General features: G+C 69.4%; 21 protein-coding genes. 15 read left to right on the forward strand and 6 right to left on the reverse strand.

What is annotated here, in order from left to right:
- Positions 1-4: 4 nt before the first annotated feature.
- The 3 genes from ACWH43_RS03900 to ACWH43_RS03910 all read right to left on the reverse strand — a co-directional run bounded on the left by ACWH43_RS03900 (position 5) and on the right by ACWH43_RS03910 (position 4,975).
- The gene (locus tag ACWH43_RS03900; RefSeq protein ID WP_158448043.1) at positions 5-2,002 is read right to left on the reverse strand and encodes an ABC transporter substrate-binding protein; all 1,998 of its coding nucleotides are present in this window, start codon (positions 2,000-2,002) and stop codon (positions 5-7) included.
- Positions 1,999-3,879 carry an ABC transporter ATP-binding protein gene (locus ACWH43_RS03905; protein ID WP_158448044.1) on the reverse strand — a complete coding sequence of 627 codons (1,881 nt, stop codon included), beginning with the start codon at positions 3,877-3,879 and terminating at the stop codon, positions 1,999-2,001. The genes ACWH43_RS03900 and ACWH43_RS03905 overlap by 4 nt, the downstream gene beginning before the upstream one ends.
- 100 nt (positions 3,880-3,979) lie before the next feature.
- Positions 3,980-4,975: a heparin lyase I family protein gene (locus ACWH43_RS03910; RefSeq protein ID WP_158446690.1), complete on the reverse strand. Its 996-nt coding sequence runs from the start codon at positions 4,973-4,975 to the stop codon at positions 3,980-3,982.
- A 155-nt stretch (positions 4,976-5,130) separates the two neighbouring features.
- Between ACWH43_RS03910 and ACWH43_RS03915 the strand changes: the two genes are divergently transcribed.
- The 10 genes from ACWH43_RS03915 to ACWH43_RS03960 all read left to right on the forward strand — a co-directional run bounded on the left by ACWH43_RS03915 (position 5,131) and on the right by ACWH43_RS03960 (position 17,740).
- Positions 5,131-7,866, forward strand: a complete 2,736-nt coding sequence (locus ACWH43_RS03915; RefSeq protein ID WP_158446691.1) for an ABC transporter transmembrane domain-containing protein — start codon at positions 5,131-5,133, stop codon at positions 7,864-7,866.
- A complete protein-coding gene (locus tag ACWH43_RS03920) occupies positions 7,863-8,312 on the forward strand; it encodes a Crp/Fnr family transcriptional regulator (RefSeq protein ID WP_158446692.1) in 450 nt (149 codons plus the stop codon). The genes ACWH43_RS03915 and ACWH43_RS03920 overlap by 4 nt, the downstream gene beginning before the upstream one ends.
- Before the next feature lie 16 nt (positions 8,313-8,328).
- Positions 8,329-10,122 carry an adenylate/guanylate cyclase domain-containing protein gene (locus ACWH43_RS03925; protein ID WP_158448045.1) on the forward strand — a complete coding sequence of 598 codons (1,794 nt, stop codon included), beginning with the start codon at positions 8,329-8,331 and terminating at the stop codon, positions 10,120-10,122.
- 74 nt (positions 10,123-10,196) lie between these two features.
- Positions 10,197-10,859, forward strand: a complete 663-nt coding sequence (locus ACWH43_RS03930) for a class I SAM-dependent methyltransferase (protein WP_158444332.1) — start codon at positions 10,197-10,199, stop codon at positions 10,857-10,859.
- Positions 10,856-12,106 carry a glycosyltransferase family 4 protein gene (locus tag ACWH43_RS03935; RefSeq protein ID WP_158444331.1) on the forward strand — a complete coding sequence of 417 codons (1,251 nt, stop codon included), beginning with the start codon at positions 10,856-10,858 and terminating at the stop codon, positions 12,104-12,106. The genes ACWH43_RS03930 and ACWH43_RS03935 overlap by 4 nt, the downstream gene beginning before the upstream one ends.
- Positions 12,103-13,314, forward strand: a complete 1,212-nt coding sequence (locus ACWH43_RS03940; RefSeq protein ID WP_158444330.1) for a glycosyltransferase family protein — start codon at positions 12,103-12,105, stop codon at positions 13,312-13,314. The genes ACWH43_RS03935 and ACWH43_RS03940 overlap by 4 nt, the downstream gene beginning before the upstream one ends.
- Positions 13,315-13,466: 152 nt before the next feature.
- Entirely contained in the window at positions 13,467-14,450 is a 984-nt protein-coding gene (gene cobS, locus ACWH43_RS03945) for a cobaltochelatase subunit CobS (RefSeq protein ID WP_158444329.1), read from the forward strand.
- Between the two features lie 16 nt (positions 14,451-14,466).
- On the forward strand, positions 14,467-14,817 hold the full coding sequence (locus tag ACWH43_RS03950; protein WP_158444328.1) for a GFA family protein: 351 nt from the start codon (positions 14,467-14,469) through the stop codon (positions 14,815-14,817).
- Positions 14,818-14,846: 29 nt separating this feature from the next.
- Positions 14,847-16,745, forward strand: coding sequence for a cobaltochelatase subunit CobT (gene cobT / locus ACWH43_RS03955; protein WP_158444327.1), 1,899 nt, complete (start codon positions 14,847-14,849; stop codon positions 16,743-16,745).
- Positions 16,745-17,740: an esterase-like activity of phytase family protein gene (locus ACWH43_RS03960; protein WP_158444326.1), complete on the forward strand. Its 996-nt coding sequence runs from the start codon at positions 16,745-16,747 to the stop codon at positions 17,738-17,740. The genes cobT and ACWH43_RS03960 overlap by 1 nt, the downstream gene beginning before the upstream one ends.
- A gap of 74 nt (positions 17,741-17,814) precedes the next feature.
- Here the strand turns inward: ACWH43_RS03960 and rpmB are convergent, their stop codons facing one another.
- Positions 17,815-18,102 carry a 50S ribosomal protein L28 gene (rpmB, locus tag ACWH43_RS03965; protein WP_158444325.1) on the reverse strand — a complete coding sequence of 96 codons (288 nt, stop codon included), beginning with the start codon at positions 18,100-18,102 and terminating at the stop codon, positions 17,815-17,817.
- A gap of 291 nt (positions 18,103-18,393) precedes the next feature.
- Here rpmB and ACWH43_RS03970 point away from each other — a divergent pair, with 291 nt between their 5' ends.
- The gene (locus tag ACWH43_RS03970; RefSeq protein ID WP_260348928.1) at positions 18,394-19,206 is read left to right on the forward strand and encodes a DUF3108 domain-containing protein; all 813 of its coding nucleotides are present in this window, start codon (positions 18,394-18,396) and stop codon (positions 19,204-19,206) included.
- 63 nt (positions 19,207-19,269) lie between these two features.
- Here the strand turns inward: ACWH43_RS03970 and ACWH43_RS03975 are convergent, their stop codons facing one another.
- Together ACWH43_RS03975 and ACWH43_RS03980 are read right to left on the reverse strand one after the other, a co-directional pair.
- Complete coding sequence (locus ACWH43_RS03975) at positions 19,270-19,611, reverse strand: DMT family transporter (protein ID WP_158444323.1); 342 nt, start codon at positions 19,609-19,611, stop codon at positions 19,270-19,272.
- A complete protein-coding gene (locus tag ACWH43_RS03980) occupies positions 19,608-20,792 on the reverse strand; it encodes a pyridoxal phosphate-dependent aminotransferase (protein ID WP_158444322.1) in 1,185 nt (394 codons plus the stop codon). The genes ACWH43_RS03975 and ACWH43_RS03980 overlap by 4 nt, the downstream gene beginning before the upstream one ends.
- A 272-nt stretch (positions 20,793-21,064) precedes the next feature.
- On the opposite strand from ACWH43_RS03980, the gene ACWH43_RS03985 reads away from it, so the two are divergent.
- The 4 genes from ACWH43_RS03985 to ACWH43_RS04000 all read left to right on the forward strand — a co-directional run bounded on the left by ACWH43_RS03985 (position 21,065) and on the right by ACWH43_RS04000 (position 25,028).
- Positions 21,065-22,903: an IlvD/Edd family dehydratase gene (locus ACWH43_RS03985; protein ID WP_448153404.1), complete on the forward strand. Its 1,839-nt coding sequence runs from the start codon at positions 21,065-21,067 to the stop codon at positions 22,901-22,903.
- A gap of 291 nt (positions 22,904-23,194) precedes the next feature.
- The gene (locus tag ACWH43_RS03990) at positions 23,195-24,034 is read left to right on the forward strand and encodes an isocitrate lyase/PEP mutase family protein (RefSeq protein ID WP_158444320.1); all 840 of its coding nucleotides are present in this window, start codon (positions 23,195-23,197) and stop codon (positions 24,032-24,034) included.
- A complete protein-coding gene (locus ACWH43_RS03995) occupies positions 24,031-24,360 on the forward strand; it encodes a hypothetical protein (RefSeq protein ID WP_158444319.1) in 330 nt (109 codons plus the stop codon). The genes ACWH43_RS03990 and ACWH43_RS03995 overlap by 4 nt, the downstream gene beginning before the upstream one ends.
- A complete protein-coding gene (locus ACWH43_RS04000) occupies positions 24,357-25,028 on the forward strand; it encodes a GNAT family N-acetyltransferase (RefSeq protein ID WP_158444318.1) in 672 nt (223 codons plus the stop codon). Before ACWH43_RS03995 ends, ACWH43_RS04000 begins: the two co-directional genes overlap by 4 nt.
- The last annotated feature ends 2 nt before the right edge of the window (positions 25,029-25,030 follow it).

Consider the following 25,030-nt stretch of genomic DNA (forward strand, 5'->3'; position numbering starts at 1 on the left):
CCTTTCAGCCCTCGCCCTCGGTCTTCGCCTCGTCGAACCAGAAGGCGTCCGGCAGGTAGCGGCCCAGGAAGGCGCCCGGCTCGAAGCTGTAGAGCCCGTGATCGGGGACGTTCTCGAGGTTCTTGGAGACCACGATCGGCTGCAGCGTGCCGTTGATGACGCCGATGGTGAAGAGCTGCTCGGCGTTGATCCGCAGCATCTCCCGCCAGATCGCGCGGCGCTGCGCGGTGGTGACGCTCATGCGCCACTCGCCGTAGAGGCGGACGAGCTCGTTGGCCTCGGCCAGGGCGGGGCGCTCGCCCTCGCGGCCGTTGCTCTCGAAGAACTGGCCCCAGCGCGGCCACTGGAACTGGGAGGAGGTGGTGGGGGCGAGCGCGTCCGGCTCCATCTCCGGCGTCACCAGCGCGTTGTCCATGCCGGCCCAGGCGCACATGATCGTCTGCCCGGCCAGGATGCGCCGGCGGAAGACGTCGCGCTGGGTCGAGCGCGGATAGATCTTGATGCCGACATCGAGGAAGTCCTGCTTCAGCAGGTCGAGGATGTCGGTCTCCTCGGTGTTCTCGCCGGCGGTCTCGATGGTGAATTCCAGCCGCCTTCCGTCGGAGAGCAGGCGCACGCCGTCCCGGTCGCGCCTGGTCAGGCCGATCTCGTCGAGCAGCCGGTTGGCCAGCGCCGGATCGTGCTGAATCCAGAGCGCGGCCAGGGCCGGGTCGTAGAGCGGGCTCTCGGGCAAGGCGGTGTTGCCGCTCTCCTTGGCGAGGCCGAAGAAGATCACCTTGTTGACGTCGGCCCGGTTGATCGCGACCGAGATGGCGCGGCGATAGCGGAGGTCGCGGTTGAGGTCGCGCCAGACCGGGTCGATGGCGTTGAGATTGGGCAGCAGGGCGAAATAGGCGCCCTCCGCCCGCTTCCACAGCTTGACCTCGAAATTCATCCGCTTCGAGGCCTCCTTGAGGAAGGTGTAGTTGTCGAAGCGGATATAGCGGGCCTGCAGGTCGGCCTCACCGGCGGCGGTCTTGGCCGGGATCAGGGCGCTGGTGCCGATCGTCATCGTCGCCTGGTCGGCATAGGGCAGTTGCCGGCCGTTCTCGTCGATGCGGTGGAAATAGGGGTTGCGCTCGAAGACGAACTGCTCCGCCGGCAGGGGGGTGGTGTTGCGCCAGGGCTCGAGGGTCGGCAGCTTCGGGTTCTCGGGGCGGTACATGCGGGAGTTGCGCTCGTGCAGGGCGCCCCAGTCGCGGACCCGGTTCTCCTTGACCTTCGCGGCCAGCTCGTGCCGGAGCGCGTGACGCTCGTGGAACTGCCGCAGATAATGCGAGGGCATGAAGATATAGGTCGGCTGCGCCGCTGCCAGCGCGGGCAGGAAGACGGGGTTCGGCGTCTGCCAGCTATAGCGGATCTCGGTCTCGCTCAGCACCTCGAAGGCCGGCGGCTCCCCGGCCGAGAGCAAGGCCTGCGGCGGGCCGCCGGGCGAGAGGCGCTTGTTGTTGGCGACATCCTCCCACCAATAGCGGAAATCCTCGCTGGTCAGCGGCGAGCCGTCCGACCAGCAATGGCCGGGCCGCAGGCGCAGCGTGAAGATGCGTCCCTCCTCGACGTCGAAGCCGGCCAGCACGTCGGGGACGAGCTCGAGCGCGTCGTCATAGACGACGAGGCGGGTATAGCCGTAGAGCGTCATCATGCGCAGGTCGCGCTGGTCGCCCATCAGCAGCCGGAGATTGCCGCCATGGCGGCCGGGCCTGCGTCCCAGGCCCGCCATGTCCATCACGCGCGGCAGGTCCGGCAGCCGGTCGCCGACCGGGGGCAGGGCGCCCGCCGCCACGCGGTCGGCGAAGAAGGGGCTGTCGATCGCGGCGGGAGGCTGCGCGGCGGCGGGAGGCTCCTGCGGCGCCGGCCGGGGCGCGGCCTGCGGGCGGCGCGGCAGGCCGAGGCCGGCGGCGGCCGCGACCGAGCCGAGCAGCAGCGCCGAGCGGCGTGTCGGGCGGGAATGGCGCTGGGTCATGGCGCCAGCTCCTTCATGTCGGCATTGGGGCGCGCCAGCACATAATGCCCCTCTCCGAGGGAGAGGTGAGTCAATTCGCCGTCATCGGGCCCGGTCCTGAAGGCGCTGTTCCAGCCGCTGTCGTCGGAGGCGCCGCCGGGCGCGGCGAGCTTGAAGTCGAGCTTGCGGTCGAGATCGGCGAAGGGCACCGAGCGCAGCAGCGCCTTGGTGTAGGGATGGACCGGCCGGTTGAACAGCGCGTGGCGCGGCGCGAGCTCGACGATGCGGCCATTGGCCATCACCGCGATGCGGTCGGCCATGTAGTTCACCACGGCGAGATTGTGCGAGATGAACAGGAAGGTCAGGCCGCGCTCGGCCTGGAGGTCCTTGAGCAGGTTGAGGATCTGCGCCTGCACCGAGACGTCGAGCGCCGAGACCGGCTCGTCGCAGATGATCAGCTCGGGATCGAGCGCGAGCGCCCGGGCGATGCCGATGCGCTGGCGCTGCCCGCCGGAGAAGGAATGCGGGTAGCGGTTGAGGAAGCGGCTATCGAGGCCGACATCCTGCATCAGCGCCCTGACCCGCTCCGCCTGCTCCGGCGCCTCGCCGCGCGCGTGGATGACCAGCGGCTCGCGCAGGATGCTCTTCACCGTCATGCGCGGCGAGAGCGAGGAGACCGGGTCCTGGAAGATCATCTGGACGCGCGGGCGGAAGGCGCGCAGCGCCTCGCCTTCGAGGCCGAGCACGTCGATCCGTTCGCGGCCGTCGTCGAAGATCACCGAGCCGGAATCGGCGGTGACGGCGCGCATGATGATCTTGCTGACCGTGGTCTTGCCGCAGCCGCTCTCCCCGACGAGGCCCAGGCATTCGCCGCGCCGGATGTCGAAGGAGACGTCGTTGACCGCCTTGACGGTGGAGAGGCTGCCCTTGCCGAAGAAGCCGCGCGAACCGGTAGAATAGGTCTTGTGCAGGTGGCGCACGCCGAGCAGAGGCGCGGCCTCCGCAGCCGGCGCCGAAAGCGGCCTGGCGGCGGCGGGCGGGCGCGGCCGCGCCTCGCGCAGGGCGACGAGGCGCTCGCCCTCCTGCATGTCGAAATGCGGCGAGGCCTTCAGCAGCGCCTTGAGATAGGGATGGCGCGGGCGCCGGAAGATGTCCTCGACCGGGCCGCGCTCCATGATCTCGCCGTGGAAGATCACCACGACCTCGTCGGCCATGTTGGCGACGACGCCGAGATCGTGGGTGATGAGCAGGATCGCCATGCCCATCTCGGCCTGGAGGTCGCGCATCAGGTCGAGCACCTGGGCCTGGATGGTGACGTCGAGCGCCGTCGTCGGCTCGTCGGCGATGAGCAGGGCCGGCTGGCAGATCAGCGCCATCGCCAGCATGGCGCGCTGGCGCAGCCCTCCCGACAATTCGAACGGGTAGAGCCCGAAGGCGCGTTTCGGCTGCTTGAAGCCGACGCGCTGCAGCATGGCCTCGATCAGCTCGCGCGCCTGCGCCTTCGGCATCGGCCGGTGCAGGAGCAGCGCCTCCTCGATCTGGTTGCCGATGGTGTGGACCGGCGAGAGCGACGACATCGGCTCCTGGAAGATCATGCCGATGCGCCCGCCGCGCAGCGCCCGGATGCCGGGGCCTTCGCGGGGCAGGGCGGCGATGTCGGTCACGCTGTCGGGCGCGAGCGGGTCGCGGAACAGGATCTCGCCGCCGGTGATCGAGCCGGCGCGCGGCAGCAGGCCCATGATCGCCTGCGAGATCACGGATTTGCCCGAGCCGGATTCCCCGACGAGCGCGACGGTCTTGCCGGCCGGCACGCGCAGGCTCACCCCCTTCACGACGTCGCGGGCGAGCCCGTGGACGGTGAAGCCGATGCGCAGATCGCTGACGCGGAGAATATCCATGAACCGAGCTTGATGCGTCCCCTTGGGGGAGGCTCCGTCCTCCCCTCACGTCACTAGACGTCGAAAGTCGCGTCTTGCCAATGGCTTTCGACAGGCCGGCTCACGGCGCGGCCGGACAGTGCCCGACGCGGATGACATCGCTGCAACGCGGGCCGCGGCGGAAATCGTCGTAGCTGACGCTCCAGGGCAGCCGGCCCGCGGCGCGGTAGGGGCCGAACTTGAAATACTGGTTGCGGCCGAGGCCCGGGCCGGCGTGGCCGACATGCCCCGTGACCGTGACGGTCGGGACGCCGTCGGCCAGGATCTCGATATGGCCGCCGCCGGAGGGGCCCGGCTGCGAGCGCACGACGAAATCGATCCAGCCCGAGCGGGCGGCGGGCAGGTCGGCGTGCCGCGTCACCCGGATGGCGGGGGCGCAGGCGTCGAAATAGCCCGGATAATCCTCCGGCGCCGAGCCGGCCTCGACCGCGACCAGGGCGCGGGTCTGCCGGACCTTGGGGCGGCTGAAGACGCGCGCCTCGCCGGGCAGGCAGCCCTGCGGGCGCTGCGGGCCGCCGATCCGAAAGGATTCGACGAAATCGGTCTCGACGGTGAAGCCGAGGCGGCCCCGATAAAGTCTCAGGGCGAGGAAGGGCGAGAAGTCGCCCGGCGCGTCGCGGCGGATCTCGCGCTTCCACTGCGCCATGACGTGCCGGCGGTCGTCCTGCGGCAGCGGCTCCTCCAGCCGCATGGCGAAGCCGTACCAGACCGCTTCGGCATAGGGCACGAGAACCCTCGGGCGCTCCCAGACCTCGGCGCGCTCGCTGCAGCCGCGGGCGTCCGGCGCGCAGGCCGGCATGACCGTCAGGGTCAGCCCGCCGCGCCCGCGCAGCGGAGCCCTCGCGCCGAAGGCGACCTTCCCGGCGCGCTGCTCGGGATTGTTCTTGTAGAAGAGCCCGCCGCCGGGCGCGAAACCGCCCTGCTCGAAGCCGTCGCTCAGGAGGCGGCCGGCCGGGCCGCGGACGGGGTCCGGCGCGGCGGCGGGCGCCGCGCCCGGAAGCAGCACCGCCAGCAGCAGCGTCTGCGCGATCCGATGTCTTCCGGCGAGCCGGGCCATGTCGTCTCCGAATAGGGCGGCTCCGGGCGGCGGCATGCCGGCCGGCCGGAGCCGCGGATTGTGCGCCGCCCCGCGCTCACCATATATGGACGCCTACGGGCCGCGGAGCCCCGTTTCAACCGGGTGCGCGGCCGCGCCGAACAGGATCGTCTCCTTTGGAGCCCAACCTTTTCCGCTATATCTGGCAGAAGAGCCGCAGCGAGCAGATCGTCGTCCTGGCGATCATCCTCGTCTCGATCCCGTTCAACTGGGCGTCGTTCGACGTTCCCAAGCGCATCGTCAACGACGCCATCCAGGGCGGGGCCTTCAAGGGCGGGCACAGCACGGCGACGCTGATGGACCTGACGCTGCGGCTGCCCTCCTGGCTGGGCGGCGCCAGCGTCAGGGTGTTCGACGGCATCCAGGTCGGGCAGCTCGGCCTGCTGATCGGGCTTTCCGGCTATTTCCTGGTCCTCGTCCTGATCAATGGCGGCTTCAAATACGTCGTCAACGTGCGCAAGGGCATCCTCGGCGAGCGCATGCTCAGGCGCATGCGCTACGACCTGTTCAGCCAGCTCATGCGCTTCCGGCCGGAGGAGATGCGGGCGGTCAAGCCGGCCGAGATCGCCAGCATGATCAAGGACGAGGTCGAGCCGATCGGCGGCTTCGTCGGCGACGCCTTCATCCAGCCGGTCTTCCTGCTCAGCCAGGCCTTGACGGCGCTGGTCTTCATCATGGCGCAGAGCTTCTGGCTGGGCTCGATCGCGCTGCTGATCGTGCTGGCGCAGGCGATCATCATCCCGATCCTGCGGCGCGAGCAGCTCCGCCTCGGCCGCGAGCGGCAGATCGCCTCGCGCCAGCTCGCCGGCCGGATCGGCGAGATCGTCGACGCCGGCCCGATGATCCAGGGCCATGGCGCCACGGCCTATGTCCAGTCGGACATCGCCGCCCGGCTCGGGCAGCTCTTCGACATCCGCTACGCGCTCTACAAGCGGAAATTCGCGGTCAAGTTCCTGAACAACCTGCTGGCCCAGATCACGCCGTTCTTCTTCTACGCGATCGGCGGCTATTTCGCGCTGCAGGGGCGGCTCGACATCGGCCAGCTCGTCGCGGTGATCGCCGCCTATCGCGACCTGCCCTCGCCGATCAAGGAGCTGATCGACTGGGACCAGCAGCGCAACGACGTCACCATCAAATACGAGCAGGTGATCGCGCAGTTCAACAACGACGACACGCTGGTCCTCGACGAGGACAAGGCGGTGGCGCCGCTGCCGCCGGGCGGCGAGATCCAGGTCGAATCCCTGCAGATGCTCGACAATCGCGGCCAACCGCTGCTGACGCCGCTGTCCTTCCGCGTGTCGCGCCCCGGCCTCGTGGCGCTGATCGGCCCGCAGGGCGGCGGCAAGGACGTGCTCGGGCGCATCCTCGGCCGCCAGGCGACCAATTATGCCGGCCGGGTGCTGATCGACGGAGAGCCGCTCTCGGCCATGTCGGTCGAGCGGGCGAGCCATATCGTCGGCTATGCCGGCGACGAGGCGGAGATCATCGCCGGCTCGATGCGCGACAACATCCTGCTGCCGCTCCAGCGCCATCGGCCGAAGCTGAACGGGCAGGGCACGGTCCCGCCGGGCGAGCAGCGCCGCTTCGTCGAGGCGCTGCGCTCCGGCAACTCGCCCTTTCCCTTCGAGGCGGACTGGACCGACTACGACGGGGCCGGGCTCGACGACCGGGCGGCGCTGGCGCGCCGCGTCCGCGACCTGCTCGACGTGCTCGGCTGCACGGAGGACATCTACAATCTCGGTCTCGGCGGCAAGGTGATGCCCCCGATCAGCGAGGAGGCCGACCGGCGCATCATCGCCGCGCGCCGGGCCGTGGCGCGCGAGCTGGCGCGGACCGATCGCGGCGACCTGGTCGAGCCCTTCGTCGCCGACCGCTACAACGCCAATGCGACGATGGCCGAGAACCTGATCTTCGGCACCTGCGCGACGTCGCGCTTCGACAGCGCCACGCTCTATTTCGAGCCCTATGCCCACGCCATCCTGCAGGCCGAGGCGCTGGTCGAGCCACTGGCGGAGATGGGCCGGCGGATCGTCGCCACCGTGGTCGAGATCTTCGCCGGCCTGCCGACCGGGCATGCGCTGTTCGAGCGCTACTCCTTCGGCTCCGCCTTCGATTTCGAGCGGCTGAACGGGCTGGCCGCGACCCTGGCCAAGCAGGACATGCGCGCGCCGCTCGACCCGGAGACCGAATGCGACCTCGTCGCGCTGGCGCTGGGCTATATCGAGCCGAAGCACCGGCTGAACCTGATCGACCAGCGCCTGCAGCAGCGGATCCTGCGGGCCCGCGCCAGCTTCCGCAAGCACCTGCCCGCCGATGCCGCGGGCGACGTCGCCTTCTACGATCCCGACCAGGTGATGTTCGGCGCCAGCGTGCGCGACAACCTGCTGTTCGGGCGGGTCGGCTACGGCATCGCCGATGCCGGCCAGAAGGTCTCGATGGTGGTCCATGAGGCGCTGTCGCGCGTCGGGCTCGAAGGCACGCTCTACCGCCTCGGCCTCGACACGGAGAGCGGCATCCGCGGGCGCTATCTGCCGGCCCGGCTGCGCCAGGCGGTTCCGCTGATGCAGGCGCTGATCAAGGCGCCGCAGATCGCGGTGCTCGATGTCGGGGCCTTCCTGGCGGTCGCGGAGGATCCGGCCGCGGTCGTCGCGCGGCTGCGCCGCTATTGCAGCGGCATGACACTGTTTCTTCTCATGGGAGATGCTAGTCTGGTCGAGGATGTTCCGTTGCGGGTGGCCTTCCACGGTCCGACCGGCGTCGTCGAGGCCGGCGCCGCGCCGCCGGCCGGGAGCGATGCCCTCGGCCAGACGCCCCGCCTCGAGGACGCTCAGCGGATGGAGGCCCGGTCATGACGCTCGAAGCCGATCTCGCCTGCCTCAGCGGACTGTCGCTGTTCCGCGACCTGCCGCCCTCGCGCCTCAAGCTCGTCGCGCTGATGGGCGAGCGGCTGCGCTTTGCCGCCGGCTCCGTCATCGTCAGCGACCAGGAGCGGCTGCAAGGGGTCTATGTGATCCTGCAGGGCGACGTCGAATTCTCGCAGCGGCGCGAGGATGGCGGCGGCCGCCGGTTCCACAAGGAGGCCGGCAGCATCATCGGCGACGTCTCGCTGCTGAGCGGCAAGCGCTTCCTCGGCAAGGTCACGGCCGGTACCGACGTGCTGGCCCTCAGGATCCCGAAGGACCTGTTCTTCGAGCTGCTCCAGACCGTGCCGGAATTCAGCCTCGCGGTCAGCCGCGACCTGGCCGAGCGCGTCGCCCGGCTGGCGAACGCGCTGCTGCTCGCCGGCGAAGAGGCCTGATGGAACGGGCCTGCCGATGAGCGTGTCACAGATTGCCGGCGCCGGGGGGGCGACGGGAACGGGTATGGAGCAGGTGTCCTCCTGGAGCCGCAACATCCGCTTCGTCTCGGGCCTGATCCTGCTGGCCTTCGCGACCTCGCATTTCCTCAACCACGCCATGGGCATCTTCGGCGTGTATGCGATGGAGCAGGTGCAGAACTGGCGCTACTGGTTCTGGCACACCTGGCCGGGCACCGTGGCGCTCTACGGCTCCCTGCTGCTGCACCCGCTCTTCGCGCTCCTGCGGGTGGCGCAGCGCCGGACCTTCAAGATGCCGGCGCGCGAGATGCTGCAGATCGCGCTCGGCCTGGCGATCCCGCTCCTGCTGGTCGACCATATCATCGCCACCCGGGTGGCGGGCGCCTATTTCCAGATCGACGAGAGCTACCGGGCCGTGCTGCGGCGGATCTGGCCCAATGCCGCCCTGACGCAGTCGCTGCTCCTCATCCTGGTCTGGGCGCACGGGATGATCGGCATCCATTTCCTGCTGCGCTCGCGGGACAGCTACCGCCACTGGCGCGACCTCTTCCTGCTCGCGGCGATCCTGGTGCCGCTGCTCGCCCTGATCGGCTTCTTCGTCGCGGCGCGGCAGGCGCTCCTGCTGGGGCTGCCGCCGGAGCTGGTGACGCCGGCCCAGGAGGCGATGGTCTCGTTCCAGGTGATCTGGGCGAAGCGGCTGTTCTACGGGCTGGTCGCCGGCTTCATGGCCTTCGTCGCGGTGCGCGAGGTGCGGATGCGCACCGCCCGGCAGATCACCATGCGCTTCGTCGGGCACGGCACGCGGCGGCTGGCTCCGGGGCCGACCGTGCTGGAGATGTTCCGGCGCTTCGGCATCCCCCATGCGGCGCTCTGCGGCGGACGGGCGCGCTGCGCCACCTGCCGGGTGCTGGTGATCGACGGCGCCGACCGCCTGCCGCCGCCGGCGGCGAACGAAGCCAGGCTGCTGCGCCGGATCTCGGCGCCGGACCGGGTCAGGCTCGCCTGCCAGATCAGGCCGCGCGACGACCTCCAGGTCCAGATCCTGCTCGCCTCGCGCCTCAACGCCATGCCGGGCCGGAGCCTCGAGCCCGACGCGACCTTGGGCCGGCGCGACCTGACCGTGATGGTCGCCGATCTCAGGGCCTTCTCGGCCCTGTCGGAGCGGCAGCTCCCGCAGGAGCTGATCGGCCTGCTCAACCGTTTCTTCGACGAGATGGGCCAGGCGATCACCGCCCATGACGGGCGCATCGACGCCTTCTATGGCGACGGCTTCATGGCGGTGTTCGGCCTCGAGGGCTCGATGGCGAAGGCGGCGCGGGCGGCGATCGCGGCGGCGGCGGACATCGTGCGCGCCGTCGAGGCGCTCAACCGCGAATTCGGCGCCGCGCTGCCGCTGCCGCTGCGGATCGGCATCGGCATCCACACCGGCAACACCATCGTCGGCGCGGTCGAGAACGACCATCTCGGCCGGCGCGAGATCACGGTGGGCGAGACGGTGATGATCGCGAGCCAGCTCGAAGCGGCGACGCGGCGGGTGCTCGCCGACATCCTCGTCTCGGACGATACGGTCCGCACGGCCGCCCGCAGCTATCCCGATGCGACCGCCCTGAAGGTCGTGATCAAGGGGCGCGAGGCCCCTCTCGCCGCCTATGGCTTCGCCCCGGCCGCCGAGGCCGCGCGGCGCCGGCGCGGCAGCGAGGAGCCGGCTGCCGCCGCTGCGGAGCCGGTCCGGGGCGAGGCCGAAGCCGCCGGCGCCGCGCCGGATCCGCAACGGAAGCCGGAGGGAGCCTGACGCCGGAGGCAGGCTGGCGTTTGCCGGCGAGCCTGCCTATGGTCCGCGGGCTTTTGCCTCAAACCGAACGAACCATGACGCCAGAACCGCCCGTCGAGGCTTTTCACGACCTGTTGCGCGGCATGGCGGCGTTGTCGGGCAATCGCATCGTCGCCGATGTCGCCCGGCTCTACGGCAAGGGCGCGCCGCCGGACCTCTCGATCGCCTGCAACCACAAGCAGATCGCCTCGAAGCAGTGGCTGGTCGAGGAGCTGGCCAGGACGCTGCCGCGGCCGGACGGGCCGGTCTGGGTGCTCGGCGCCTGGTACGGCGTGCTGGGTGCCTTGCTGCTCGACGACGACAGGCTCGCCGTGCCGCAGGTCGTCAGCCTCGACATCGATCCGAGCTGCGCGCCCGTGGCCGAGACGCTCAACCACCGCCATGTCGCGGCCGGCCGCTTCCGGGCCGTCACCGCCGATATGACGGAGCTCGATTTCGCGGCGCTGTCGCCGGCGCCGGGGCTCGTCGTCAATACGAGCTGCGAGCATCTCGACGACGTTCCGGGCTGGCTCTCGACCTTGCCGGCCGGCCTGCCGCTGCTGCTGCAGTCGAACGACTATTACCGCGAGCCGGACCATCGCAGTTGCGTGCCCTCGCTCGACGCTTTCCGCGAACAGGCGGGATTGGCGGAGGTCTGGTTCGCCGGGGCGCGGCCGACGAAGAACTATACCCGCTTCATGCTGATCGGCCGGCGATGACATCTCCGGCCGCGCCACGCCTCGCCATCGCGATGAAGGGCTATCCGCGCCTGTCGGAAACCTTCATCGCGCAGGAGTTGCTCGGCCTGCAGCAGCGCGGCCTCGCCTTCGAGATCTGGTCGCTGCGCCATCCCACCGATGCCGACCGGCACCTGATGCACAGGCAGATCACCGCGCGGGTGCGCTACCTGCCGGAATATCTGCACGACGACTGGGGCCGCGTGGCGCGCGGCCTGCTCGGCGCCTTGCGGCGGCCGGGGCTGCTGCGGCTGCTGCCGGTGTTCCTGCGCGACCTCGCCCGCGACCGGACGCGCAACCGCTGGCGCCGCTTCGGCCAGGCCTGCGTCATGGCGCGGGAGCTTCCGGCGGGCATCCGGCACCTGCACGTCCATTATCTGCACACGCCGGCCTCGGTCATTCGCTATGCCGCGCTGCTTCGGGGGCTGAGCTGGTCCTTCTCCGCCCATGCCAAGGACATCTGGACGACACCGGATTGGGAGAAGCGCGAGAAGATCGCAGATGCCGCCTGGGGCGTCACCTGCACGCAGGACGGGCATCGCGCCCTGGAGCGGCTGGCGGAGCGGCCCGACAAGGTCGCATTGCTCTATCACGGGCTCGACCTCGCCCGCTTTCCGGCGCCCGGCCCGCGGCCGGCGCGCGACGGCTCCGACCCGTCCGACCCGGTGCGCTTCGTCACCGTCGGGCGCGCCGTCGCCAAGAAGGGCTTCGACGACCTGCTCGACGCGCTCTCGCGGTTGCCCTGCGTGCTCGACTGGCGGCTGACGCATATCGGTGGCGGCGAGAAGCTCCAGGCGCTGAAGGCGCAGGCGCGGGCGCTCGGCCTCGCGGACCGGATCGACTGGACCGGGCCGAAGGCGCAGGCGGAGGTGGTCGCCGCCCTGCGGGAGGCCGACCTCTTCGTGCTGCCCTCGAAGCAGGCGGGCGACGGCGACCGCGACGGCCTGCCCAATGTCGTGATGGAGGCGGCGAGCCAGAAGCTGCCGATCGTCGCCACCGATTTCGCCGGCATCCCCGAATTCGTGCGCTCCGGCGTCGAAGGCGTGCTCGTCCCGCCCGGCGACGTCGAGGCGCTGGCGGCGGCGCTGGCCGATCTCGCCGCCGCGCCGGAGCGGCGCCTGGCGTTGGGCGAGGCCGCCTTCCGGCGTCTGACCGGGGCGTTTTCGGCCGCGGCCGGGCTCGACCGGATCGCCGCCACGCTGCGGAGCTCGGCGGGCGAGGGCGCATGAGCGGAACGGTCCTGATCGTCGTCACGCATCTGCTCGGCAGCGGGCATCTGGTGCGGGCGGCGCATCTGGCCCGGGCTCTGGCGCAAGGCGGCTTCGCGGTGACGCTCGCCAGCGGCGGCATGCCGCTGCGGCCGACGGAGGGCGAGCCCTTCGCCTTCGAGCAATTGCCGCCGGTCCGCACGGAAGGCGTCGACTTCCGCAACCTGCTCGCCGAGGAGGGGCGGCCGGCGGGGTCCGAGCGGATGGCCGCTCGCATCGCCGCGCTGGAGGCGCTGGCGACGCGGCTGCGGCCGGACGTGGTCGTCACCGAGCACTTTCCCTTCGGCCGGCGGCAACTGGCCGGGGAGTTTCTGGCGGTCATCGCCGCTGCGAAGGCGGCGAATCCCGCGGCGCTGGTGCTGTCTTCGGTCAGGGACGTGCTGGTGACGCCGAAAGCCGCCCGCATCGCCGAAGCGCAGGATCGCCTCGCGCGGCTGTTCGACGCGGTGCTCGTCCATGGCGAGGCGGATTTCCTGCCGCTCGACCGTTCCTGGCCGGTCGATGCCGCGCTGGCCGCGAAGCTGCTCTATACGGGTTATCTGGCGGATGGTGCCGGCGTTGCCTGCCACGGCCCTCATCCTGAGGAGACGAGCCTTCGGTTTGCTCCGCAGGATGAGGGCTCGGGAAGGACGGGCGAGATCGTCGTCTCAGGGGGCGGCTCGGCGGCGGCGCTGCCGCTGTTCCAGCTCGCCCTCGAAGCCGCGCGGATCGGCCCGGCGGCGTGGCGCTGGCGCATCCTCGTCGGACGCGGCGTGGCGGAGGCGGCGTTCCGGCAACTGGCGGCGGCGGCTCCCGGCCATGCCGTCGTCGAGCGGGCGCGGCCGGATTTCCCGGCCCTGCTCGCCGGCTGCGCGCTCTCGGTCAGCCAGGCCGGCTACAACACCGTGCTCGACCTGCTCGCGGCGCGGCGCCCGGCCATCGTCGTGCCCTTCGATGCCGGGGCGGAGACCGAGCAGGCGGTCCGGGCCGAGGCGCTGGAGCGGGCCGGGCTGGCGTCGTGCCTGCGGCTCTCGGGGCCGCCGCTGACGGCGGCGGCGCTGTGGCGCGCCGTCGCGGCGCGGATCGGGCGTCCGGTGCCGGCGGGCGGGCCCCGCCCCGACGACGGCGGACGCGCTGTCGCAGCGGTGAAACTGCTGCTCGCGAACCGCGTTGATCGGTCGAGACCCTGAGCCGGCATGCCCTTTGCGAGGGCCGGGTTGCAGCTTTGCGAATTGCCGCTTCCGGTCTTTCGCTCTAATGAGGAACGATCCGCCTCCCTCCTCGGTCGGCACTGGGTAACCGGCAAGTTGCCGGCCATGGCCCTGCGCCCGGAGACAAGAAGATGACGACGACGACTGCGCCCGGCCTGCCCGACATGAAGCTGTCGGTGCGCCAGACTTTCGGGATCGACACGGATCTCGAAGTGCCGGCCTATTCCGCAGCCGATCCGCATGTGCCGGATCTCGACCCGGATTACCGTTTCGACCGCGACACCACCATCGCGATCCTCGCCGGCTTCGCGCATAACCGCCGCGTCATGATCTCGGGCTATCACGGCACCGGCAAGTCGACCCATATCGAGCAGGTCGCGGCCCGCCTGAACTGGCCCTGCGTCCGCGTCAACCTCGACAGCCATGTCTCGCGCCTCGACCTCGTCGGCAAGGACGCGATCGTGCTGAAGGAAGGCAAGCAGATCACCGAGTTCCAGGACGGCATCCTGCCCTGGGCGCTGCAGAACAACATCGCGCTGGTCTTCGACGAATACGATGCCGGTCGGCCGGATGTGATGTTCGTGATCCAGCGCGTGCTGGAGCAGTCGGGCAAGCTGACGCTGCTCGACCAGAAGCGCGTCATCCGTCCTCACCCCGCCTTCCGGCTCTTCGCCACCGCCAACACGGTCGGCCTCGGCGACACTTCGGGCCTCTATCACGGCACGCAGCAGATCAACCAGGGCCAGATGGACCGCTGGTCGATCGTGACCACGCTGAACTATCTGCCGCACGACAACGAGGTCGCGATCGTGCTGGCGAAGTCGAAGCACTACCAGAAGAGCCCGGAAGGCAAGGACATCGTCAACAAGATGGTCCGCGTCGCCGATCTCACCCGCAACGCCTTCATGAACGGCGATCTCTCGACCGTGATGAGCCCGCGCACGGTCATCACCTGGGCCGAGAACGCGGCGATCTTCGGCGATATCGGCTTCGCCTTCCGCGTCACCTTCCTGAACAAGTGCGACGAGATGGAGCGCACGCTGGTGGCCGAGTTCTTCCAGCGCTCCTTCGGCAAGGAGCTGCCGGAGAGCGCGGCGAACGTCGTGCTCAGCTAACGGGAGGGCAGGAGCCATGGCGCAGTATCAGGGAAGCTGCCACTGCGGGCGGGTCGCCTACGAGGTCGAGGCCGATCTCGGCAAGACGCTCACTTGCAACTGCTCCTACTGCCAGCGCCGCGGCTCGATCCTCGCATTCTCGCCCGCCAGCGCCTTCACCCTGACCAAGGGCGCGGATGCGCTGACCGAGTACCGCTTCCACACGCAGAAGATCCAGCATCTGTTCTGCGAGACCTGCGGCATCGAATCCTTCGCGAGAGGGGCGATGCCCGACGGGACGCCGACGGTCGCGGTCAATGTGCGCTGCCTCGCCGGGGTGGAGCCGGGCGACCTTTCGCCGACGATGTTCGACGGGCGGTCGCGCTAACTTTCGAAATCCATGAGGACGGCCGAGCCTTGTCCATCTCGAACCGCAAGCCCGGAACGCCGAAGGAAGCCCCGGCCGAGCCGCTGAAGCGGGCGATCTCGGGCGCGATGAAGGCGATCGCGCGCAAGCCGGAAATGGAAATCGTCTTCGCCGCCGACAAGCCCTCGCTGGTCGGCGAGCGGGCGCGCCTGCCCGAGCCGCCGCGCAAGCTGACGGCCGGCGACGTCGCGATCCTGCGCGGCCATGCCGATTCGATGGCGCTGCGCCTGGCCTGCCACGACGCGACGATCCACCGCCGCGCCGCGCCGGAAGGCGATGCGGCGCGTGCCGTCTTCGATGCCATCGAGCAGGCCCGGGTCGAGTCGATCGGCGCCCGGCGCATGTCCGGCACGGCCGGCAACATCACCGCGATGCTGGAGGACCGCTACCATCGCGGCGGGCGCTACGAGGAGATCACCGACCGCGCCGACGCCCCGCTGGAGGACGCCCTGGCGCTGATGGTGCGCGAGCGGCTGACGGGGCTGAAGCCGCCCAAGGCGGCCGAGAAGATCGTCGATCTGTGGCGCGAGCAGATCGAGGCCAAGGCCGGCGACGACCTCGACCGGCTGTCGAAATCGATCGAGGACCAGCGCGGCTTCGCGCGCACGGTGCGCGACATGCTGGCGGCGCTCGACATGGCCGACCAGACCGCGCAGGGCGACGAATCCGAGGAGGACGAGGACAATCAGGACCAGTCCTCCGACGACCAGCAGCAGCAGGACGGCGAATCCGAGCAGGAAAGCGGCTCCGAGCGCTCCGAGGTCGAGGTCAGCGAGGACGCCACCGAGGAATTGCAGGACGGCGCCTCCGAATCGACCGACGCGCCGGCCGGCGACTGGGAAGAGGAGGACGAGAACTCCGAATCCGAGGAGGCCGGCGAGGCGCCGCGCCCGCGCGAGGGCCGCAACGACGGCCGCCAGACCACCGACTACAAGGCCTATACGACCAAGTTCGACGAGACGGTCACCGCCGAGGAGCTCTGCGACGCCGAGGAGCTGGCGCGCCTGCGCGCCTATCTCGACAAGCAGCTCGCCCATCTCCAGGGCGTGGTGGCGCGGCTCGCCAACCGGCTGCAGCGGCGCCTGATGGCGCAGCAGAACCGCTCCTGGCAGTTCGACCTGGAGGAGGGCGCGCTCGATCCCGCCCGCCTGCCGCGCATCATCATCGACCCGTTCCAGCCGCTCTCCTTCCGGCAGGAATCGGACGTCAACTTCCGCGACACGGTGGTCACCCTGCTGATCGACAATTCCGGCTCGATGCGCGGCCGGCCGATCACGGTCGCGGCGACCTGCGCCGACATCCTGGCGCGGACGCTGGAGCGCTGCGGCGTCAAGGTCGAGCTGCTCGGCTTCACGACGCGCGCCTGGAAGGGCGGCCTGTCGCGCGAATCCTGGCTGCAATCGGGCAAGCCGGCCAATCCCGGCCGCCTCAACGATCTGCGCCACATCATCTACAAGGCGGCCGATGCCCCCTGGCGCCGGGCGCGGAAAAATCTCGGGCTGATGATGCGCGAGGGGCTGCTCAAGGAGAATATCGACGGCGAGGCGCTGGACTGGGCGCATAAGCGCCTGCTGGCCCGGCCCGAGCAGCGCAAGATCCTGATGGTGATCTCGGACGGCGCGCCGGTCGACGATTCCACCCTCTCGGTCAATGCCGGCAACTATCTGGAGCGGCATCTGCGCCATGTCATCGCCGAGATCGAGACGCGCTCGCCGGTCGAGCTGATCGCGATCGGCATCGGCCACGACGTCACGCGCTATTACCGCCGCGCCGTCACCATCGTCGACGCCGAGGAGCTCGGTGGCGTGATGACGGAGAAGCTCGCCGAGCTGTTCGAGGAAGACGGTCCGGCTTCGGGTTCTGCCTCCGCCTCGCGCCGCCTGCATTGATGCGCCTCAGCCGCCGTGGCCTGCTGGCGGGGCTGGGCTCGCTCGCGCTGCCGCGGGCGGCGCTGGCGATCGAGCAGAATCGCTTTCCCGTCGCGATCGGTGCCCGGCGCATCGCCGCCTTCGAGCCGCGCAGCCCCGAGAAGCGGCGCTTCGGCGCCTTGCAGTTCCGCGGCGGGCTGGTGCTGTCCTGCGGCCATCCGCGCTTCGGCGGGTTTTCGGGGCTGTGGCGCTCGGCCGACGGGCGCGACCTCGTCGCGGTCAGCGATCGCGGTTTCTGGCTGACGGCGAAGGTCGCCTCGCAGGAGGGGCGCCCGGTCGCGCTGGAGGGCGCGGAGATGGCGGCCATGCTCGGCGCTTCGGGGCGCCCGCTGATCCGCTCGCGCTCCTTCGACACCGAAAGCCTCGCCATTGCCGGCGGGGTCGCCTATGTCGGCGTCGAGCGGACGCATGAGGTGCTGCGCTTCGACTGGGCGGGGCAGGGCTTCGATGCGCGGGCGCGTTCCGTGCCGGTGCCGGCCGCGATCAAGCGCCTGCCGCGCAATCGCGGGCTGGAAGCGATCGGCGTGGCGCCGGCGGGTCCGCATACCGGCATCGTGGTGGCGATCGCGGAGCGCTCAGTCCGCGAGGACGAGCCGACGCTCGGCGTCATCCTGAAGCCCGGCCGGCCGGAATTGTTCAAGGTCGCGCGACACGACGGCTACGACATCACCGATCTCGCCTTTCTGCCTTCCGGCGATCTGTTGCTGCTGGAACGCTGGTACAAGCCGTGGCGCGGCGTTGGCATGCGGATCCGGCGAATCGCCGGGCGCGATCTCAAGGCCGGCGCGCTGCTCGACGGGCCTTACCTGATCGAGGCGGATCTCGGCTTCGAGATCGATAACATGGAGGGGTTGTCGGTCCATCTGGATCAGGGGCGGACGATCCTCACCCTGATCTCGGACGATAATTTCTCATTCCTGCAACGGACGCTGCTGCTGGAATTCGAGCTGGCGTGAGCCGTTATCTGCGGTCCCGCCAACGAAAAAGCGGCCTCGCGGCCGCTTCCTTCAAACCCGAAAAGGCCGCTCGCTCAGTTGGCGGCGAGCTTCTTCTCAAGGTCGCGCTTCAGCGAGAGCGCGCCGACCGAGAGGTCATCGGCCGCAGCCTTGAGCAGGAAGGCGTCGAGGCCGCCGCGATGCTCAACCGAGCGCAGGGCGTGGGCCGAAACGCGCAGGCGCACCGAGCGGCCGAGCGCGTCCGACTGCAGCGTCACGTTGACGAGGTTCGGACGGAAGACCGTCTTCGTCTTGCGGTTCGAGTGGCTGACGAGGTGGCCGGTCTGGGTGGCTTTCCCGGTCAGTTCGCAACGGCGGGCCATGGCAATCGTTCCTTGCATCCCCGGAGCGCTCAAATAAAAATGCCGACACGCGACGTGCCGGCCATCGAGCACCGGAAGTCAAATTGAAGTCGCGGTTCCATAGCCAAGGCCGGAGCCGGCGTCAAGAAAAACTCCAAGGCGCGCGGCGGCGGCGCGTCAGCGTTAACGGCTCGTAAAGAGCCAGGCAGGATGCTGCCAGGGACAGGCCGTCCGCGGACGGCGCAGCGGTCACGATTCGGACCGAATCACACAGCATATCGCGGCAGGATCGCGCCGCCCCGGAGGAACTGGATGAAGCCCGCCGCCGCATCGTCCCTGGCAGGTGTGATCCTGGCAATGGCCGGCGCCACCCTGGCGGAGGCGGCCTCGCTCGACGCCAAATACGACGTCTCGCTTCTGGGAATCACCTTCGGCAAGGCGGGCTTGAGCGGCAATATCGACGGCTCGAGCTACAAGCTCGACCTCGTCGCCAAGCTGACCGGCGTGGTCGGCGGCGTCACCGGCGGACGCGGCTCGGGCGCGGCGACGGGCACGCTGGTCGGCGGCCGGCTTTCGCCCCGGACCTTCGCGGTCAGCTCGGCGAATTCCAGCGAGAGCCGCACGGTCCGGATGGCGCTTGCCGAGAACAGCGTCGCGGGCATCGACATCGAGCCGCCGATCGACGAGAAGCCGGACCGCGTGCCGCTCACCGAGAGCCACAGGCACAACATCGTCGATCCGCTCAGCGCCTTCATCATGCCGGTCAACGGCAAGGGCAGAAGCGGGGCCTGCAACCGCGTGCTGCCGATCTTCGACGGCGCGGCGCGCTACGACATCAAGCTTTCGAGCGCCGGCACGCGCAACGTCAAGCTTGACGGCTATAGCGGGCCGGTCTCGGTCTGCCATGCGCGCTACGTTCCGATCGCCGGCCACAGGGCGCTGAGGCCCAGCACCAAGTTCATGAGCGAAAACCGGGACATCACAACCTGGCTCGCGCCCGTGGCCGGCACCGACGTGATGGTGCCGGTGCGGATCTCGGTGAAGACGATGATCGGCACGGCGGTGATCGAGGCGTCGAGCTTCAAGGTCGATCCGGGGGTGACCGCCACGGCCGCGCGGAACTGAGGCGTCACGCCGTCATGGCTTCGTCGCTTCGCTCCTCGCGATGACGAGGAGGCATCGCGGCCTTCAATGCGCCGCGGATTTCGAGAACAGGTTGATCACCAGGACGCCGGCGACGATCAGCGCCATGCCGGCGAGCGCCGGCGCGTCGAGCCGCTGGCCGAAGAGCGCGAAGGCGATCAGGCTGATCAGCACGATGCCGACGCCGGACCAGATCGCGTAGGCGACGCCGACGGGAATCGTCCTCAGCGTGAGCGACAGGCAGTAGAAAGCGCAGAGGAAGGCCGCCGCGGTGATCAGCGAGGGCAGGGGCCGCGTGAATTCCTGCGAGGCCTTCAGCGCCGAGGTGCCGATGACCTCGCTGACGATGGCGAAAGCCAGCCAGAGATAGCCGGGCGCGTCCCTCACGCGGCCCTGGCCTGTTCGAGGAAGCGCCTCATCCGTTCCAGCGCCTTCTCGATGTTCTCCAGCGAGTTGGCGTAGGAGAGGCGGATATAGCCCTCGCTATGGACGCCGAAATCGGGGCCGCCGATGGTGGCGACGCCGGCATCCTCGAGCAGGGCGGAGGCGAGCTTCTTCGCCTTCCAGCCGGTCTTCGAGACGTTCGGGAAGGCGTAGAAGGCGCCCTTCGGCACGGCGCAGGAGACGTTCGGCAGGCCGTTCAGCCCTTTCACCACCGCCTTCCGGCGGCGGTCGAACTCGGCGACCATGGCGTGGACGGCGTCCTGCGGGCCGGTGAGCGCCGCGAGCCCCGCCCATTGCGCCGGGGCGTTGACGCAGGAATGCGAGTTCACGGCGAGCTTGCGGGCATTGTCGTAGAGCGGCTTCGGCCAGACGGAGTAGCCCAGGCGCCAGCCGGTCATGGCATAGGTCTTCGACCAGCCGTTGAGCAGGATCAGCCGGTCGCGGATCTCGGGGTAGCTCAGCAGGCAGACGTGTTTCTCGCCGTCATAGACCATCTGGTCGTAGATCTCGTCCGACATGATCGCGACATCGGGGAACTTCGACAGCCCGGCGACGAGCTTGTCGATCTCGGCCTTCGGGGTGACGCCGCCGGTCGGGTTCGCCGGCGAGTTGATGATCAGGAGCCGGGTCTTCGGCGTGATCAGCGCCAGCGTCTCCTCGGCGGAGAAGGCGAAGCCGTTCTCCTCGCGGATCGGCACCGGGATCGGCGTCGCGCCGGTATATTCGATCATCGAGCGGTAGATCGGGAAACCGGGATCGGGATAGAGGATCTCGGCGCCGGGCTCGCCGAACATCAGGATCGCCATGAACATGGTGACCTTGCCGCCGGGCACGATCATCACGCTCTCCGGCGAGACCTCGACCGCGAAGCGCTTGTGCAGATCGGCGGCGACCGCCTCGCGCAGCGGCAGGATGCCGTTCGCCGGGGTGTAGCCGTGATGGCCGTCGCGCAGCGCCTTCACCGCCGCCTCGACGATATGCTCCGGCGTGGAGAAATCCGGCTGGCCGATGCCGAGATTGACGATGTCCTTGCCCTGCCGCTGCAATTCGGTGGCCCGCGCCAGCACGGCGAAGGCGTTCTCCTCGCCGATGCGAGCGAAGGAAGGGACGACGTGCAGGGTCATGGCGGCCTCGGGCTTGGCTGTTTCCGCTGGCCGGCTTGCAGGCGGCCTTCGGGCCCAGTCTTCGCCGCAAATGGCGCCGCGATGCAAGTCCGCGCAACTTTCCCCCGCGCAACTTTCCGCGCCTCGACCATGCAAGGCGCGCATGAAAAATAGTATGATTTATCGGGGCGAGCCCCTTGCGGGCGGCGGGGCCGGACCGGATAATCGTCGCATCGTTCTAAAGAAGAGGGCGTCTCGCGAGGTTTCGGCGAGGCGTGGGAGAGGAGCGTTCGATGGCGAAGACCCCGGAGAGCAACGTGGCCCCGAAGCGCAGGGCGAAGCGGCGCATCAAGCCCGAGCAATTGCGCTCCAAGGCCTGGTTCGACAATCCCGCCAATGCCGACATGACCGCGCTCTATATCGAGCGCACCATGAATTTCGGCCTCTCGCGCGAGGAGCTGCAGTCGGGCCGGCCGATCATCGGCATCGCGCAGACCGGCTCCGACATCGCCCCCTGCAACCGCCATCACCTCGATCTCGCCCCGCGCATCCGCGACGGCATCCGCGAGATGGGCGGCGTGCCCTTCGAGTTCCCGATCCATCCGATCCAGGAGACCTGCAAGCGGCCCACCGCAAGCCTCGACCGCAACCTGCAATATCTCTCCCTCGTCGAAATCCTCTACGGCTATCCGATCGACGCGGTGGTGCTGACCACCGGCTGCGACAAGACCACCCCGGCGCAGATCATGGCCGCCGCGACGGTCGACATCCCGGCGATCGCGCTGCCGGGCGGGCCGATGCTGAACGGCTCCTTCCGCGGCGAGCGCACCGGCTCCGGCACCATCGTCTGGAAGGCGCGCCAGATGATGGCGGCCGGCGAGATCGACTATAAGGGCTTCGTCGACCTGGTGGCGTCCTCGGCGCCGTCGGCGGGCCACTGCAACACGATGGGCACGGCCTCGACGATGAACGCGCTGGCCGAGGCGATGGGCATGACGCTGCCCGGCGCGGCGGCGATCCCGGCGCCCTATCGCGACCGCTACGAGATGGCCTATCTCACCGGCAAGCGCATCGTCGAGATGGTCTGGGAGGATCTGAAGCCCTCCGACATCCTGACGCGCGAGGCCTTCGAGAACACCATCGTCATCAACTCGGCGATCGGCGGCTCGACCAACGCACCGATCCACGTCAACGCCATCGCCAAGCATATCGGGGTCAAGCTCGACAACGAGGACTGGACGAAGATCGGCTACGACACGCCGCTCTTGGTCAACATGCAGCCGGCCGGCGAATATCTCGGCGAGGACTACTACCGCGCCGGCGGCCTGCCGGCGGTGATCGCCGAACTGCTCGCCAAGGGTAAGCTCAAGCCGGCGATCACGGCGAACGGCCGCACCCATGAGGAGAACTGCAAGGGCTTCTTCTCCGGCGACCGCAACGTCATCAAGGCCTATGACGCGCCGATGAAGAAGGAGGCCGGCTTCCTCAACCTCTCCGGCAACCTGTTCAATTCGGCGATCATGAAGACCAGCGTGATCACGCCGGAATTCCGCAAGCGCTATCTGGAGAACCCCAAGGACCCGAACGCCTTCGAGGGCCGCGCCATCGTCTTCGACGGGCCGGAGGATTATCACCACCGCATCGACGATCCGGCGCTCGCCATCGACGAGCACTGCATCCTGTTCATCCGCGGCGTCGGGCCGGTCGGCTATCCGGGCGCGGCGGAGGTGGTGAACATGCGCCCGCCGGACTACCTGATCAAGAAGGGCGTCACCGCGCTCGCCTGCGTCGGCGACGGGCGCCAGTCCGGCACCTCGGGCTCGCCCTCGATCCTCAACGCCTCGCCGGAAGCGGCGACGGGCGGCGGGCTCGCCCTGCTCAGGACTGGCGACAAGGTCCGCATCGACCTGAACAAGCGAACCGCCGACATCCTGATCTCGGATGCGGAACTGGCCGAGCGCCGGGCCGCGTTCAAGGCCGCGGGCGGCTACAAATACCCGAAGAGCCAGACGCCCTGGCAGGAGATCCAGCGCAAGATCGTCGACGAATTGTCCGAGGGCATGGTCCTCAAGCCGGCGGTCAAGTACCAGAAGATCAACAAGAAATTCGGCGTGCCGCGCGACAACCACTGAACGCGGCGTCATCCCGCGCGCGCCGCGGCATGCCATGGCGCGGCGCAGACACGGGACCGCGTGACGAGAAGGCGCCGCTGCTCACGCCGCGACGCCGGGTGCCTCTTCCGGAGGATCGTCCGGCATCTGCGCCGCGGCATTCACATGCCGCGGCGCGTGCGGGACGACACCGCGGCTATTCCGTCCGCGCAATGGTTCCCGCCGCTAAATGCGCGGGGACGGGGCTGACAAACGGGCCGGCGGCCGACACTATGCCAGCCCGTGGTTCCGACCGCTTTGAAACGATTTAAAATGAGCTATTCCCCTCGGGTCGAAACCTTCCGCAAGCTGCATGAGGCCGGCTGCTTCGTGATGCCGAACCCCTGGGATTTCGGCTCGGCGCGCTGGCTGCGCGGACAGGGCTTCAAGGCGCTGGCCTCGACCAGCGCGGGCTTCGCCTTCACGCAGGGCCGCGCCGACCAGGACGTGCCGCGCGACGCGATGCTCGCCCATATCGCCGAGCTGGTGAAGGCGGTTCCCGACCTGCCGGTCAATGCCGATTTCGAGAACGGCTATGCCGATACGCCCGACGGCGTCGCGGCCAATGTGAAGCTCTGCGTGGCGACCGGCGTCGCCGGGCTCTCGATCGAGGATGCGACCGGGCGCGCCGAGGACCCGCTCTATCCGTTCGAGCTCGCGGTCGAGCGGATCAGGGCGGCGCGCAAGGCGGTCGACGAGACCGGCTCCGGCGTGCTGCTGACGGCCCGGGCCGAATGCTTCCTGACCGGCCATCCCGAGCCGCTGAAGGAGGCGGTGCGCCGGATCGAGGCCTATGCGGCGGCCGGCGCCGACGTGCTCTACGCGCCGGGGCCGAAGACGGCCGAGGAGATCCGGGCGATCGTGGCAGCGGCCGGCGGCAGGCCGGTCAATGTGCTGGTCTATGGCGATTACGGCCTCGGCGTCGCCGATATCGCGGCGGCCGGCGCGCGGCGCATCTCGATCGGCGGCGCGCTGGCGCGGGCCGCCTGGGCGGCCTTCATCGAGGCGACGCGGCTGATCGCGGAGGAGGGCAGCTTCAGGGGCTTTGCCGGAAACGGTCCGTCCGCCCCCCTCAACCCCTTCTTCCGGGACGATCTCAAGGCGCGTTCATGAACGGCGGCTGCATCCTGATCGCGCCGGAATGGCTCGGCCATAGCGGGCTCTGGCAGTTCGACGCCAAGGGACGGCGCCGGGCCGTCGATGCCGAGGCTATCGGCCTTTCCGAGGCGCTGGCCGATCGGCTCGAAGCCTGGATGGACGCCTTCGACGCGATCTATGACGAGGACGACGAGGCGGCTTCCGACTTTCCGAACGAGGTCGAGCGGCTGGCCTGGGAGGCCGAGGGCCATGCGATCGCCCATGCGGTCGCGGCCGAGCTCGGCCCGGGCTGGGAGGTTCGGCAGGATCTGACCGGCTGGCGGGGGAGGGGAAAATCATGACGTCTCTGCAGGATTGGAAGCCCGCCCCGTTTCCGCCGGCGAAGGTGCTGGATGGGCGTTATTGCCGGCTGGAGCCGCTCGACGTGGCACGCCATCTCGACGACATCTGGTCGGCCGCGGCCGGCCACGACGCGATCTGGGACTGGCTGCCGGCGACGCCGCCGAAGAGCAAGGACGAATACCGCGCCTTGCTCGAAACGATGGTGGCGAAGGCCGGCATCGTGCCGCTTGCGGTGATCGACAAGGCCGACGGCAAGGCCAAGGGCCATCTCTGGATCATGGAGATCCGCCCCGAGCATGGCGTCTTCGAGGTCGGCTGGATCACCTATTCGCCGGCGCTCCAGCGCACGCGGGTGGCGACCGAGGCGATCTATCTCGTTGGCGAATACGGTTTCTCGCTCGGCTATCGCCGCTATGAATGGAAGTGCAACGACCTCAACGAGCCCTCCAAGCGGGCGGCCCTGCGCTTCGGCTTCCAGCCCGAGGGCGTGTTCCGCCAGCACATGGTGGTGAAGGGCGCGAACCGCGACACGGCCTGGTTCTCGATCCTCGATTCCGAATGGCCGGCGCGCGCCCGCGCCTTTCAGGCCTGGCTGGCGCCCGGGAATTTCGATGCGCAAGGCCGGCAGAAGGCTTCGCTGGGCGAGATCGCCAGGACACAGGGCTGACG

This window comes from Allobosea minatitlanensis (assembly GCF_964020775.1).